The organism is Fluviispira vulneris, from assembly GCF_014281055.1.
In the GTDB taxonomy this organism is placed as follows: Bacteria; Bdellovibrionota_B; Oligoflexia; order Silvanigrellales; family Silvanigrellaceae; genus Silvanigrella; species Silvanigrella vulneris.
Window position 1 is genome coordinate 293693 of record NZ_JACRSE010000005.1, and the last position, 14816, is coordinate 308508.

Below are 14816 nucleotides of genomic sequence, written 5' to 3' on the forward strand. Positions count from 1 at the left end.
TCAATAAATGAAAATGAATGTGCAAAAAAATTCTAACACAAAGAATTTTCAAGTAGAGATTTCTTGTACAACGGATCTCACTCACTTAGCGAACGGCGATTTCTTTTCAGTTACTTTATCAGAGGAAAATGATAATCCTAAAAATTATTCAGTTTGCCTTCTTGCTGATGGCCGAAGTTACTTAATAAATAATAAAATAGTTCGTATAGAAAAAATAAAAACAAAGAAAAGAAATGATTATTATAGAATTGCCTTTAAAAACCAAGGATTACTAACACATAATTATTTTCATGTTACTCCCATTAGAGCCGTTAAACCAAAAATATCAGTGAGTAATTTTGGGGGTGGAGATATGAAATCACCCATGACTGGAAAAATAATTTCTATACTTGTTCAAAATGATTCTATGGTAAAAGAAGGTGATGCCTTAGTTATTATTGAAGCAATGAAAATGGAGAATCGTATTCTTGCTGAATGCGATGGTAAAATAGCAAATTTAAATATAATTGCAGGTAATAATGTGAATGCAGGGGATTTACTTTTAAGTATTGTTGCTGCAAATTAAGGTTACAAAATGAAAATACAACAATCCATAGAATTGAATTCACTTGTTGAACTACTTATTGGTAAAAAAACTTTACCAAATGTGGAACTATGGCGTTCGCGGATTCGTGCATTGAGTAAAGCAATTTCATTTGTCGAAAATGATCCATTGCTAGCTCCTAAGCTCCTCTCCCACGCTGGCATTCAACTTGCAGAAAATAAATCTAATAAAACGCGTGTCGTAGGGATTACAGGTTTACCTGGTGCAGGAAAATCAACTTTAACAAATCTATTTGTCAGAGAATTACGTGCACAAAACAAAAGCGTCGCTGTGCTTGCCGTTGATCCATCCTCCACTCTTTCAGGTGGAGCTATTTTGGGCGATCGGATTCGCATGCAGGATCACTTTCGCGATTCACACGTTTTTATCCGCTCAATGGGTTCACGCGGAGCACTGGGCGGAGTTGCAAAAGCAACACGCAGCGCTATCCGTTTAGCAACACTTTTAGAATTTGATTATATTTTAGTAGAAACTGTTGGAATTGGTCAAAGCGAAAGCGATATCATCAATCTTGCTGACACGACATTGCTTGTTTTAATGCCAAATAGTGGCGATGAGATTCAGCTGATGAAAGCTGGAATCTTACAATTGGCGAATATTTATATTATTAACAAATGTGATTTGTCAGATCCTTCAAGAATGGTGCAAGAAATTAAAGAAAATACGATGCCACTTGAATCAGAAGGATGGTGTCCCCCTGTGTTAAAAAGCTCCGCTTCTCACAATCAAGGAATTAAAGAAATTGTTGAGCAGATATTCTTACATTCTGAATATGAAAACAAACATAATAAAGGAAAAACTCTTCGCAATTTAAGATTACGAAGAGAAATATTACAAAATATATTAATCATGACAGAACTGAATTTTAAAGAGGAAATAGATAATATTCCCGAATATGAAATTGATGAGCTTGCTCAAGGAAAAACAACTGCTATGGCTTTAGCTAAAAACTTTTATGCAAAATACATTCATAAATAAAGGAATGAAAATGATCATCAAAAGGATAAGTCATTTAGGAATTGTTCCTAAAGATGTAGAAAAGTCAGTTAAATTTTTCCATGGCATTCTAAATTTAGACAAAGAGGGTTCTGAAATTGTTGAAGAGCAAAAGGTGAGTGTGCAATTTATCAGAGCTGAAAATTCACGACTTGAAATTCTTGAAGCAACTTCTAGTGACAGTCCGATAGCTAAGTTCCTAGAATCAAAAGGCTCTGGTGTGCAGCACATCGCTCTTGAAGTCGATAATTTAGATGAGTGGATTGATCATTTGAAAAAAAACAATATTCGTCTTATTGATGAAGTTCCACGATATGGCGCACACAACACACGCATCATATTTATTCACCCTCATTCAACTGGAGGGGTGCTCGTAGAGCTTGTCGAGGAACAAAATAAATAATTAATAGGCATAGCTTATTGTCATCAGAAAAGAACTGAATATGAAAATCCGCAATTTAATAACTCTCTTAACTTTGAGTACTTCTGTATTTATCTTGAATTCCTGCCAAACGATTCCAATTGGAGAGATGTCACAAGATGATGGTATCACGCTCATTCGCAATTCCTATAAAAGCGAATCCTGGACAGATGTTATTACAAGTGTAGATGAATACAGAATCCGTTATCCCTATTCAAAATTTAATGTTGAAGCAGACCTCATGCAAGCTGACGCATATTATCAAGCTGATAGATACCCCGAAAGTATTATTGCTTATGAAGATTTTATTCGTAAAAATCCAAATAATCCAAGCGTTGTTCTTGCCCATTACCGTATAGCTGTCGCATACGATTTCCAAGCTCCAACTGCAGTTGACAAGGAACAACTCAATGCAAAAAAATCGATTGCAAAATATTCCTTCTACGTTAAGAATTTTCAAAATGCTGAACATGTAAAAGATGCTAAAAATCGCATTGAAGTTCTAACCCGACGATTAGCAGAACATGAAAAATTTATCGCAGACTTTTATTGGCGAAAAGAGCAATATTCAGCGGCACTAGAAAGATATTTATCTTTGAAAAAAAATTATGGTCAATATGCAGATCTCATAACAGAAGCAAATGAAAACATTGCTGATTGCTATGCAAATTTAGCAAGTCAATTAGAGGAAGATCCGAAATCAGAGGAGTATATTACTTTTAAAAACACAACTCCTGATGAGCTTAGGAAAAAAGCTGAAGAGTATAGAAAGAAAATTTAACTCAATATATTGCGAGTGATTTAATGAAAATTTTGCACACCTCGGATTGGCATTTAGGCGCTTCTTATGAAGGTGTCAGTAGAGAAGAGGATCATAAATTTTTTCTGAATTGGTTATTAAATACGCTAAATGAACAAAACATAGATGTTCTTTTAATTGCAGGTGATATTTTTGATCAAACTCAACCCTCTTCAGAGTCACTCAAAAGTTATTATCAATTTCTGTTTCATATTTCTAAATCGACATCTGTAAAAAAAGTAATTGTATTGGGTGGTAATCATGATTCTCCTTCACGACTCGATGCTCCTGCAGAGTTATTAAAACTGCTTGATGTATTTGTCGTGGGAGGGATGACAAGCGATCTTGATAATTTAGATAAATATCTTTGCCCTATATATTCTTCTGACAATAAAATTGAACTGATTATAGCGACTGTGCCATATATCCATGAATTTCGTTTAGGTGTAAGAACAGCTTTTTTATCTGAAAAAGAAATTCAAGCAGATTTTAAAAATAAATTCTCTGAACTTTATAAAAAATTAGCTGACAAAGCGGAGGAACTTGCTCAGAATGTCCCGCTCATTGCGACTGGACATTTAGCGTGTACAGGCAGTGAAAAGGATGACTCACCACTTGAAGTTCATTTAGTTGGCACCATTGGCAGTTTACCAAGTGATATCTTCGACCCGCGTTTTTGTTACGTTGCCCTTGGACATGTGCATAGAAGTTATAAAGTTGAAAAGTCAAATGCTTATTATAGCGGTTCACCCATTCCACTTTCTATTAAAGAATCAAAAACAGATCGTGCTGTTTATGTTCTCAATTTTAAACAAGATCAAATAACTCCAGATGTAGAGAAAATAACTGTTCCTGTTCTTAGAAATATTGTAGAAATATCTGGAGAGTTAGAAGAAGTTTATGTAAAAATTAAAAAATTAAAGTGGACAACACCTCTTCCACCTTTCTTAAGTTTACAAATAAATGTGGAATCTTTTTCTATTGGTACAGATTTCCAAATTCGTAAAGAAGTTGAATCCTATTTTTCCAAAATAACAGACAATAATACTATGCAAGAACAAGCAATTACTTCTGCATTTTCAAAGAGTGTACCAATTATTTCACAGATCAAACAGTACCCAATTCATAAAAAGCAAAAAGTGAATATATTTGAACACAATAAATCTTTAAAAGAATTAACTGTTGAAGAAATATTTATAAAAATGTGTGAGTTAAAAAATCAAACTCTTGATGAAAATTTGCTCACAGCATTTAGAAGTTTAATTTCCAATGAGAATAAATAAAGGTAATTAAATTGAAATTGTTAAAAATAGAACTCGAAAATTTAAATTCTCTTTATGGACGACACAGTATAGATTTTATCAAAGACTTACAGAGTGCTCCAATTTTTCTAATAATGGGTGCAACAGGTTCTGGAAAATCCACCTTAATGGATGCTATGTCGTTAGCATTATTTGGACAAACTCCGCGTTTAGCAAAAAATAAAGCGGAGAAGGATCTTGAAAATGACAGTCGGCTTGTTATGTCAAGAGGCACTTATTCTGCTTATGCACAATTAACCTTTCAAAAAACAGAACATGGACAGACTAAAATTTATAGAGCAACTTGGCAATGCGAACGTGCTTTTAAAAAAGCAGATGGAAAATTTAAAGACCCAAGAAGAGTTTTAGAAATCTTTGATCAAAATTCTGAAAGTTTTATTGAGCTAATAAGCGATCACAGACCTAAATTTTACGAACCCTATTTTGAAAAAGTATTAGAGAATTTAAGTGTCCAGGATTTCAAAAGAATGGTTCTACTTGCTCAAGGAGAATTTGCCGCCTTTTTAAAGGCAAATGAAGATGAAAGAGCAGAAATTTTAGAACGCTTAACCAATACTGAAATTTATAGAGAAATCGGCAAAAAAGCGGCTGATAAAAAGAAAGAGCTTGAAGAAAAAGTCTATACCATACAAACAAGTTTGACTAGCTTAAACTTATTATCAGATGAAGAAGAAGACTATTTAAAAAGCAATAAAATACAAATAGAAGTTGATCTCGAGAATTTAGCTCTAGAATTAAAATCTATTGAAAATGGCATGAGCTGGTTTCTTAGAGAAGAGGATCTCAAGCTGAGATTTGAACAAGCAAATGAAAAATTCGAAGCTATTTTACTAGAAATCAAAGATAATCAATCTCATTTTGAACGTATTGATTCCTATCAAAAAGCAAAAAAAGCTATAGAACTTATATTAAATGAAAGAAGATTATTTGAAAAAAAATCTGAAACCTTTTCTGAAATTGAAGACAAAAAAAAGCAATTATACGAATTAAATAATGAGAGTGACGAGCTCCAAATAAAAATAAATTTATTTAAAAACAATCTATATCAAAGCAAAAAAAATTATGCTGATATTAAAGATGATATCTTAAAATCTCGAGCACTCCACCAAGAGAAGCAGCGAATTACAGAAGAGAATAAAACAAAGTCCATTCATTTATCAGAAATTAGCTTTGAAAAAAATAAAAAAAATTCTCAACTTTCAGATATTTTATGTCAACGAGATTTACTTGAAAAAGAAAAATTAAAGTTATTAGAATTTCTTAAAAGCGATCTTAAAATAACCGATCATTTGCATAAAAAAGCTACACAAGAACTTGAAATAGCAAATGAAAATTTTAACTTAGTTAAAAATGAAATTTTTCAAATTATAACTCCTTATCATCATCCAAATGAAAAAATGGAATGTTATGAACTTGAAAAAAACCATTTAAATCAGTTACTAAAAAAAATATCTAAACTCATTTGGGAACAAAAAAACTTAGATGAAAAATCAGCATCCATTACAAAATACAAAGATGAAATTTCAAATTTAGATCAATCAAGCAAAATTGAAAAAAATAAAATAATTCAACTAAAAATTTTATTAAAAGAAGTTGAAATTGAATTAAAAAACTTAAATGATGATATTTCTAATTTATCTTGGGCAATGGAAATAGCTAAAAATAGACGCCTCCTACATGACAATCAAGATTGTCCACTTTGTGGAAGCAAAGAACATCCTTATTTTTTACAAAAGACTTATGCGACTGTTGATCAAGCAGTTCTAGAAAAATACAAAAAATTATTAACTATTAAAGAAAATTCTGAAAAAAATTATCTAGAATTGGTTTCGAAAATAAATTATTCAGAAGCCACCCTAAAATCCCAGACACTAAATAAAAATAAATTGAGCATTGAACTTGATCAATTGAATGAGCAAATCAATTCTCAAAGCAAAGTGATTAAAAATTTTGCTTCTGATACTTTAAAATTAAAAGTTATAGAGCAAGAAAGTTTCCTTGAAATATTGAACAAAGCAGAATTGGATTACAAAAAGCAATATGAATCGATCGAAAAATTGCATGGCAAACTTGTTAAAACCTATCAAAATTATAATACACAAAAAGATATTTATACAGAAAAAAAAGAAAATAATAATAAATACTTAATTAAATATAATGAAATTTTAGAAACATTAAATAATCAATGTAACGATTTTGTATTAGAATCTCTTCTAAATGATTCGAATGATAATATCAATTTTAATCAATTATATTTTAATTCTCGTAATGCTTTTATGGAATTCAAAAAAATAGATGACAATCTAAAATTATTAAATAATAATATTATGAAAATATCTCTTGAAATCGACAATTTTAAAAGCAGAGAAAACAACCTAAAACTCGAAGTTTATAATTTACAAAACAAATTAGAAAATATAACAATAGAATTGTCAAAATATTTAGAAGGTGAAAACCCGGACATTTTTGAAGCAAATTTATTCTGTAAAATTGAGGAAAACGAAAATATATTAAAAAATGCTGAGAATTTGTTTGCAGAATTTAATAATAAAATCTCAATCCTCAAATTTTCAATTGAAAATTTAACAAATATTCACGAAAATATAACTTTTGAGGCAAATGAACTTAGCGAAAAAATTGAATATGAACTTATATCAATTAAAATTCTAACAAGAGAAGCCGCTATATCTCTCAATATTCCTGAAGACTTCAATATTAATTATACAAACTTAAAAAATAAGCTTGAAATTGAAAAAATCTCTTTAAAAGAAAATAAAATGCAAAGAGAAATTGATCTTAAAGAGCATATTTTAAAAAATCCATTTCAGAATATTCATGAAAATTTACAATCATTGCAGGAGAAAAAAAATGTTTTGGAACAAAACATTTTAAACAAGAGAAACGAATACACAGAATTACATGCAAAAATAATTAACAATAATCTAAATAAAGCAAAGATCTCAAGCCAAAAAAGTGAACTTGAAAAAATACAAGTTGAATACAATACTTGGCTTAAACTACACCAACTTATAGGTATTGGCGAAGGAAATCAGTTTAAAAAATTTGCACAAATTTTAAATTTAGAAGAACTGATAACAAAAGCAAATGCACACCTGGCCCGTTTTGAAAAGCGATATTCTCTGGCCCCTGCTCTCGACGCAAACGGTGTTCCACGCCTCGCTTTTGCAATTAAAGACGGTTATCATGCTGATGAAGCACGATCCTTTAAAACATTATCAGGTGGTGAAACTTTTTTAGTTTCGTTAGCTTTGGCGCTGGCGCTTGCTGATTATCGATCTGTAAAAATGCCTGTAGAAACCATTTTACTCGATGAAGGCTTTGGAACGCTTGATCCCTCCACTCTACAAACTGCTATGAGTGCTCTTGAGTCACTCCACTCAACAGGCACTCAGGTAGGCATTATCAGCCATGTGGAGGTGCTCAAAGAGTCGATTCCTTCACGTATAATAGTAGAAAAACTTGGGAATGGGCATTCTACATTAAGAGTTGAAGTTTAGGACAAGGATAAAAAATGAATATCAATGAATACTTGAATAAAAAAATCATTTCGAGAGCCTGGTTACCTGGTTTTGGTGTGTTTGAACGAGAAGTGAGGCGTTTTTTTGCTGTGCCCGCACAGACAATTCTCGCCCCGTTTGGCAGCTCCATCCTTTATTTTGCCCTATTTGGTCTATCAATTGGTAAGCTACTCGCTACAGGCCATAACTCAATTTTAACCCATGGTTTTAATTATATTACATTTTTAATTCCAGGCATTATGGCTATGGAAATTATCAACGCTGCGATCCAAAATCCAATGAGCAGTATTATGATTGCAAAATGGACCGGAACTATAGTCGATATGCTCATGGCGCCTCTGTCACCATTTGCAATGTGGCTTGCTTTTGTCTCAGGTGCTATTATCAGAGCACTTATCGTTGGTATTGCTGTATTTTTATCAGGGGCATTGTGTGCAGGAAATTTTATTTTCTTTAATCCCTTTCCTTTAATATTGGCAATTATTCTGGCAGTCGGCATTTTTGGTAGTCTCGGAATTGCCGCTGGAGCGATATGCAAATCATGGGAACAGATCGGAGTTATTCTTTCATTTATTGTTCAGCCTCTAGTCTTTTTCTCTGGTGTTTTTTTCTCATTTAATTCTTTTCCAGAATGGATTCAACCAATACGTTTTTTTAATCCAATTTTTTATATTGTGAGCATGTTTCGTTATTCTATTTTAGGTGTTTCAGACACAACTCCTCTCATTTCTTATGGGATATCAACTGTCTTTTTAATTATTTCCTCTATTTTTGCCATAATCGTGTTGAAATCTGGTTTTGGTTTGAGGTCGTAAAATGTTAAATCAATCAATTGCAATAGAATTAAAAAATGTTTCTAAAACCTATAAAATGCCAAAAGGTGATTTTTTTCAAGCATTAAAACCTCTAAATTTAACCATAAAAAGCGGTGAGTGCTTTGCATTATTAGGTCATAATGGAGCCGGTAAAACAACTATAATAAGTTTACTTGCTGGCGTAAACAAACCCACAACGGGTGATGTTTTTATCAATGGTTTGAGTGTAACAAATCAATCTGAAAAAACAAAACGTATGATTGGTGTTGTTCAACAGGAATTAATTGCTGATTCCTTTTTTAATCTACCGACGATGCTAAATATTCAAAGTAAATTATCTGGTGTCATACCAGATAAACATTGGATAGATTTTTTATTAGAAAAGTTACAACTCCAAGAACATATAAAAAAAACAACTCGAGAATTAAGTGGAGGTATGAAGCGGCGCATGATGATTGCTCGTGCTTTAGTCCACAAACCGAAAATTCTAATCTTAGATGAGCCGACTGCCGGGGTTGACATCCAACTCCGGCAAAGTATGTGGAAATTTATTGAAGAACTCCATCTCAATGGTTTGACAATTATTCTGACAACTCATTATTTACAAGAAGCTGAAGAATACTGCAGCCGTATTGCAATTATGAAAAGTGGAGAAATTGTAACTTTAAAAGAAAACAAAGAACTTCTCTCCCTTGGCGGTAAGCATAAAGTTTCCTGTCTTATTGAAGTGCCAAATGTTCATCAATGGCTCGCTAAGCACTCAGCATTCCTAAAAGAAAATGCAATCGGGTTTGAACCTGTTAAAAAAGTTTCAAATAGCACGGGAGATCTCAAAATCTCTCTCAACTATGAAAAGGGAGAAATGTCTTCTTTTTTAGCATCTTCAAAAAAACTGAATGAAATTTCTCACAAACTTTCCTTGAAAATTTCAGAAATATTTACAGAATCTCCAGGTCTTGAAGAAGTTTACATGAAAATCAATGAAGGAGATCTCAAGATCTAACCCCACCCACCGATAAGCTCTTAGACTTAGTATAGGAGCTTAAATTTATGAAAAATTTTCGTATATTTTATGTTTTTACCTCTCTTTTCATAGTTTCCTGTGGGAAAGAAAAATCGGATACTCCGGATAGCATGAGCGCTAACCGTCTAAAAGCATTTGGTACTTTCAGTACTAACATGCAGAAAGCAAATATAGATGGGGACTTCAATCGCCTTGATTCCGTTGGGAAAGGCTTCAAAAGTATCACTGGGGTATCTGCAAATCGTTGTTTAGAAAATCAAACATCTTATTTCACTTTAGATCCATCTGCAAATATTGATTATCAAACAGACTTAAGCCAACAACAGCTCCTCAATAAAATTGGTGTGGGCGTAAGCGCAACAATTCCGGTAAATGTGTCCGGAGTGCCCGTTACAATTTCACCTGAAGCAAGCTACGCAAGAGAAGCAAGCGTTGATAACCTTTCCCGTACAGGAACAGTGACTATTAAAATAGTTAAAGGAAAATATTCATTAGGAAAAATCAATCCTGCAAATCCATATAAAATAAATGACAAATACGCACAAAGTCTCAATAATAGTACCGGCGAATTCTTTGCACTTTGTGGAGATAGAGTGATTTCTCAACAAAATGCTGAAGCTAGTTTGGTTATTACAACAGTCTTTCGTTTTAACAACTCACAAACCAAAAGCACATTCGATGCTTCATTAGGGGCAAAAATACCAATTCCTTTCAGCTTTGGTGGTAAAAAAGCTGATTTGAAAACCGGTGACAAAACAGAAAGCAAAAAAGTGGAATCATCTCCAAATACTGAAGTGAAAACTGCAGATGCAAAGAAAACAGATGATTCAACAAACAGCTCAACTGCAAAAAAAGATGAATCTTCTCCTACAACAGAGCCTAAAACAGAAGAAAAACCTAAAGGTAAAATCGCAGGAGTTATTGATAAAGTCAAAGAAAGTGGTGCAATCGATAAAATAAAAGAAATGGTAAGCCCTTCTAAAGAAGGTGGCGGAGGCGGTGGAGGAATGGCACCAGAGTTGAAATTAAAATTTTCAACTATGAGCCAAGAAACTCTAAAAAATGTTTCCATCGAAGTAAAAGCAATACAAATTGGGGGAGATCCACGCGATTTACCAAAAATTATTGCTACAGCTTGTACACCTGCTGATATGAACAGCTGTGATAAGATGTTTGCCGAAATTCAAAATTATGCAGCAAATAGCTTCCCTGAGCAATTGGAAAATATCAGTACATATACTGATGAATCAAGCAACAGTAAATTCACCCGTGGTGGATATGTAATTACTAAATATAGTGATTTAGAAATTGCTGATTCATCAGGAAGACTTTTAAGTGATTCATTTAATAAATACACTCAAGACAGTCAAAGCTTTATCAATTTAAAACATGATATTAGTGATGAAAGTCAAAGAATTGTAACAGAATATAACTTTGCTCAAGGTATTAAAAATAAATCTTCATTTGAGAGCTTAACAATAGATGAAAAAGAAACTGTTAGAAAGGCAATTAATCTCACCCAAAGAGAAGAAGAATTAATCCAATATGTTTCAGACACATGCTTCCAAAATAAAGCAAATTGTCAAAATAGTTTCAATGAATTCAAAAATACATCTAAAGAACAAAAAGATAAAGTTCGTTATCTCACAGCGGATTTAAATAGCATAAAAGCTTGGAATTTAATAGCATCTACTGAAGCGAATTGGAGACCAGTAAGATACATACTTGGCATTTATTCTTCTGATAGAATGACAAGTGACTTTTTCTCACCAACAAATTTACGTGGTTATAAGAAATTCTTTATTAAATATGTAAGCAATAAAGAACCAAATAAAGGCTATAAAATTACAAGTGAAAATTCTAATGGAATTAGATTGAATACATCTTTCAGATGCTACAACTGGTTCAGCGATGCGATTGGTACACTTTGGCTCCATGAAAGAGCGCCAAATGAAACAATTGATCTCGGTAAAGGAGATGAACTTGTAAATCGCTGTGGATCAAAAACTGCATTTGCATGTACATTTAATAGTGATTTACAAAAAATAAGTCCATTCATAATTCAGATTTGGGCAGAGTGATCTTAATAAACTTTTATTAAATCATTATTTGAAGGCAGAGTTTTATAACTCTGCCTTCTTTTATTTAACGACAAACAGCACAAGGCCCGATGACCAAGCCATTCCAACAGAATGGACATCACTTAAGTCTTTTAAACTTTCATAAACATCTTCTAAATTTTTAGTATGTTCTTCCGTCCAATAGTCTTGAGGGAGCATATCATCTATAATATAAAATCCGCCTGGTTTTAATAAATTAAGAGACTCATTAATGAGATCGTATTTTCCAGGAAACGCATCTGCAAAAATAATATCAAACGATTTAGGCTCTTGTTTTTTTAAAAAAACAAATCCGTTTTCATGAATAAGTTCAACGCGTTTATCACCAATAAATGCCTCGCGGGCTATGGATAGTACTTTATCATCACAATCGACACTTAAAAGCTTGGATTGATCATCCATTCCTTCTAAAATCCAAGCTGCGCCATGTCCCGTGCCCGTTCCAAGTTCTAAAAATCTACCTCTTGGCTTTGAAGCGGCCAATAGACGGAGTAGAGCGCCTGTTTGTGGATGAGAAGACCTGTCAAAACCGATTTCTTTTGACTTTCTTTTGATAAACGAAATTATTTCTTGAGCATTGCTCTTGTTAAAATTCTCTAATTTAATATCCATTAAGCATACTCCATGAAACATATTCTAGATGAATTACATTATTTAATTTGAAATTCTGATTATAATTTAAAATAAATTATAATACGGCTATTGAAATACAAATACATTAGGTTCTTCATTCTGTCAAGAAGAGATTATACGTAAGGGTTTATAATTACTTTTGATTTTAAAAAATTTAAATATTTCATATGTAAAATAAAATTTTTATAAATTTATTATTTTATTCAATGTTATTAAACACAAAAACTAGATAATCGCACAGCCGCATTCCTGCCAATTTTGCTTTAGCAAAAACTTTTTATTACTGAAAAATATTTTTTAGCATATAGATCCCATGTTATTTTAAAAAGCTCTCTCTCTTTGAAAGGAATTTCAATGCGATTCACATTTCCGCCTCATAATAGCCAAGAAATCAATGCCAAAAAAGTGCCTAAACCTAAAGAAAATCTTTTTATTTCAATCATTTTTAATGTCATCATTCCATTTTTTATCTTGAATAAGATGAGCTCTACTTTTGGCGCAGTAAATACTTTTTTTATAGCTCTGGCTTTTCCTCTAATTTATGCAGTCTACGATTTAGTTCGAAGAAAGCAATTAAATCCTATTTCAATTCTTGCTATAGTGAGTATTGTGATTAAAGGAATTTTTGTTATCTATAAAGTTGATGGCTTTTGGTTTGCAGTAAAAGAAGCCGCTATACCATCCGTACTTGGAATTATAACAATTGTATCTGTATGGATCGGTCGCCCCTTGATTAATTATTTTATATATAATGAAAATATTTTTAATATTGAACTTCTAGAAAGTAAACTCAAAGAAAATAATTCAGAGTCATCATTTAAAAAATTAATTTGGCAAGTCACCTTTATTTTAGGATTTGCCTTTTTCCTAGGCGGAATCTTAAATTTCTTTTTAGCGCTCAATATTATTGTCAGTCCAGCTGGAACCGAAAGCTTTAATAAAGAAATAGCTGAAATGACTTGGAAGGGTTATCTCGTTGTGGCTTTACCAAAAACTCTTATTACCATATTTGGGTTATGGTGGTTTATAAAAAGATTAAAAGTCATTACAGGATTAGAAGTTAGCAAAATATTAAAGACTGAGTGAAACAAATTCTTTATGTAATATTTGAACAGCTTTATTGATATATTCTCTATATATAAGACAGCCAATTTTTATTTCAGATGTTGTTACAAGTAAAACATCGATATTATTTTCAGCTAGACAACGAAACATGCGCGCAGCAACACCTGCATGAGTGCGCATGCCAACACCTACAATCGAAATTTTTGCGACATCATTATGAACGCTCAATTCTAGATTTTTAAATTGATTTTTTAATACTTCAATAGATGCAGAACAGTCGGACTGCGCAACAGTAAAGTGAAATTTGTTACCTTTTTCACAGACAATCTGATTGATAATATCAACATTGATTTTTTTCTCTGCAAGAGTTGTAAAAACATTTGCCAAATTAAATTGAGGATCCTTTGAAGGGCCTGCAATGATCCATGATTCATTTTGACTTGCAGCGACACCTGACACAATTTCGCCTTCTAAACTAGACTCTGACAATACCATTTCTGTTCCTTCATCTTGACTGAAAGTATTTTTAACTACGAGTTTAATTCCCCATTTTGCCGCAAGTTGTACACTTCTTATATGCAAAACTTTTGATCCTTGACTCGCCATTTCAAGCATTTCTTCATAATTGATTTTTCGGATAATATGCGCATCGGGACATATGCGAGGATCAGTGCTAAAGACCCCATCAACATCTGTATAAATCACGCATTCTTTCGCACCGATGCCCGCAGCTATGGCTACGGCCGATGTATCAGAGCCACCACGCCCAAGCGAAGTCAATTGTCCATCCTCTGTTACGCCCTGAAATCCAGCTATAACTGGCATTTTACCTTCTTGAATAGCAACTTGGATCGATTCACCATTTACCTTTAAAATACTTGCCTTAGAAAACTGAGCATCGGTTAAAACCCCTGCTTTTGGAGCCAGCATAGGAGCAGGCTCGATACCTCTTTTTCGCAGAGCTAAGCTCAGCAAGGAAACGGCTACTTGCTCACCACTTGCAACCAACATGTCATATTCTGGAACATCGATTTTAGAAGTGATTTTATTTGCTAATTCAACCAATCTATTGGTCTCACCTGCCATAGCTGAAACCACAATGGCAGAGGGTTTTAGTCGAAGACAGATCTCTGCCACATGCTCAATGCGCTCCACTGAACCCATACTTGTGCCACCAAATTTGAAAACAGGACCAACTGGTCTCTTTTTTTCTTGGCTGAGCATTTCTGTTGAGTTTAAATTCATAAAAACTCCTTTTTATTGAATATTTGACATAACATAAGACTGTTTGATTGTCAGTTCATGAATTAATCAATTCATTATTGACTCTTATTTATTTTCATGATTTATATAAAGCAGCGCCGATTTGAAAATCAGCTTGCGGGCGCTTTTATTTTACAAGGTAAAAACAGCTAAAGCGGGAATAACTATGCTTCTTATTTTTTCTTTCTATAATCAATCCCAAAAATCACAAATGC

Annotated in this window: 12 protein-coding genes; 10 read left to right on the forward strand and 2 right to left on the reverse strand. The window is 32.8% G+C overall.

The annotated features are described in order from the left end of the window. The first annotated feature begins 7 nt into the window (after positions 1-7). The 9 genes from H7355_RS12820 to H7355_RS12860 are packed head-to-tail and all read left to right on the forward strand — an operon-like array spanning position 8 to position 11601. Positions 8-565: an acetyl-CoA carboxylase biotin carboxyl carrier protein subunit gene (locus H7355_RS12820; protein WP_186648214.1), complete on the forward strand. Its 558-nt coding sequence runs from the start codon at positions 8-10 to the stop codon at positions 563-565. 9 nt (positions 566-574) lie between these two features. Then, complete coding sequence (gene meaB, locus H7355_RS12825) at positions 575-1582, forward strand: methylmalonyl Co-A mutase-associated GTPase MeaB (RefSeq protein WP_186648217.1); 1008 nt, start codon at positions 575-577, stop codon at positions 1580-1582. A gap of 10 nt (positions 1583-1592) precedes the next feature. Continuing rightward, positions 1593-2003, forward strand: coding sequence for a methylmalonyl-CoA epimerase (gene mce / locus H7355_RS12830; RefSeq protein ID WP_186648225.1), 411 nt, complete (start codon positions 1593-1595; stop codon positions 2001-2003). A 40-nt stretch (positions 2004-2043) separates the two neighbouring features. Further along, positions 2044-2802 carry an outer membrane protein assembly factor BamD gene (bamD, locus tag H7355_RS12835; RefSeq protein ID WP_186648233.1) on the forward strand — a complete coding sequence of 253 codons (759 nt, stop codon included), beginning with the start codon at positions 2044-2046 and terminating at the stop codon, positions 2800-2802. A gap of 23 nt (positions 2803-2825) precedes the next feature. Beyond that, complete coding sequence (gene sbcD, locus H7355_RS12840; RefSeq protein ID WP_186648235.1) at positions 2826-4103, forward strand: exonuclease subunit SbcD; 1278 nt, start codon at positions 2826-2828, stop codon at positions 4101-4103. 11 nt (positions 4104-4114) lie between these two features. Further along, the gene (locus tag H7355_RS12845) at positions 4115-7660 is read left to right on the forward strand and encodes an AAA family ATPase (RefSeq protein ID WP_186648237.1); all 3546 of its coding nucleotides are present in this window, start codon (positions 4115-4117) and stop codon (positions 7658-7660) included. A gap of 14 nt (positions 7661-7674) precedes the next feature. Then, on the forward strand, positions 7675-8496 hold the full coding sequence (locus H7355_RS12850) for an ABC transporter permease (RefSeq protein ID WP_186648239.1): 822 nt from the start codon (positions 7675-7677) through the stop codon (positions 8494-8496). A 1-nt stretch (position 8497) separates the two neighbouring features. Continuing rightward, the gene (locus tag H7355_RS12855; RefSeq protein WP_186648241.1) at positions 8498-9499 is read left to right on the forward strand and encodes an ABC transporter ATP-binding protein; all 1002 of its coding nucleotides are present in this window, start codon (positions 8498-8500) and stop codon (positions 9497-9499) included. A gap of 47 nt (positions 9500-9546) precedes the next feature. Then, positions 9547-11601 (forward strand): hypothetical protein, encoded by a 2055-nt coding sequence (locus H7355_RS12860; protein ID WP_186648243.1) that lies wholly within the window; start codon positions 9547-9549, stop codon positions 11599-11601. 60 nt (positions 11602-11661) lie between these two features. Here H7355_RS12860 and H7355_RS12865 read toward each other — a convergent pair whose 3' ends face one another. Continuing rightward, positions 11662-12252: an O-methyltransferase gene (locus H7355_RS12865; protein WP_186648245.1), complete on the reverse strand. Its 591-nt coding sequence runs from the start codon at positions 12250-12252 to the stop codon at positions 11662-11664. A 375-nt stretch (positions 12253-12627) separates the two neighbouring features. Between H7355_RS12865 and H7355_RS12870 the strand changes: the two genes are divergently transcribed. Then, positions 12628-13359: a VC0807 family protein gene (locus H7355_RS12870; RefSeq protein ID WP_186648247.1), complete on the forward strand. Its 732-nt coding sequence runs from the start codon at positions 12628-12630 to the stop codon at positions 13357-13359. Here H7355_RS12870 and H7355_RS12875 read toward each other — a convergent pair. Next, a complete protein-coding gene (locus tag H7355_RS12875) occupies positions 13345-14583 on the reverse strand; it encodes an aspartate kinase (RefSeq protein WP_186648249.1) in 1239 nt (412 codons plus the stop codon). The genes H7355_RS12870 and H7355_RS12875 overlap by 15 nt on opposite strands. Positions 14584-14816 lie beyond the last annotated feature (233 nt).

Excerpts from the sequence above, each read along its gene's own strand:
- H7355_RS12820 (WP_186648214.1), top strand. The coding sequence starts at position 8 with ATGAAAATGAATGTGCAAAAAAATTCTAACACAAAGAATTTTCAAGTA.
- meaB (WP_186648217.1), top strand. The coding sequence starts at position 575 with ATGAAAATACAACAATCCATAGAATTGAATTCACTTGTTGAACTACTT.
- mce (WP_186648225.1), top strand. The coding sequence starts at position 1,593 with ATGATCATCAAAAGGATAAGTCATTTAGGAATTGTTCCTAAAGATGTA.
- bamD (WP_186648233.1), top strand. The coding sequence starts at position 2,044 with ATGAAAATCCGCAATTTAATAACTCTCTTAACTTTGAGTACTTCTGTA.
- sbcD (WP_186648235.1), top strand. The coding sequence starts at position 2,826 with ATGAAAATTTTGCACACCTCGGATTGGCATTTAGGCGCTTCTTATGAA.
- H7355_RS12850 (WP_186648239.1), top strand. The coding sequence starts at position 7,675 with ATGAATATCAATGAATACTTGAATAAAAAAATCATTTCGAGAGCCTGG.
- H7355_RS12855 (WP_186648241.1), top strand. The coding sequence starts at position 8,498 with ATGTTAAATCAATCAATTGCAATAGAATTAAAAAATGTTTCTAAAACC.
- H7355_RS12860 (WP_186648243.1), top strand. The coding sequence starts at position 9,547 with ATGAAAAATTTTCGTATATTTTATGTTTTTACCTCTCTTTTCATAGTT.
- H7355_RS12865 (WP_186648245.1), bottom strand. The coding sequence starts at position 12,252 with ATGGATATTAAATTAGAGAATTTTAACAAGAGCAATGCTCAAGAAATA.
- H7355_RS12870 (WP_186648247.1), top strand. The coding sequence starts at position 12,628 with ATGCGATTCACATTTCCGCCTCATAATAGCCAAGAAATCAATGCCAAA.
- H7355_RS12875 (WP_186648249.1), bottom strand. The coding sequence starts at position 14,583 with ATGAATTTAAACTCAACAGAAATGCTCAGCCAAGAAAAAAAGAGACCA.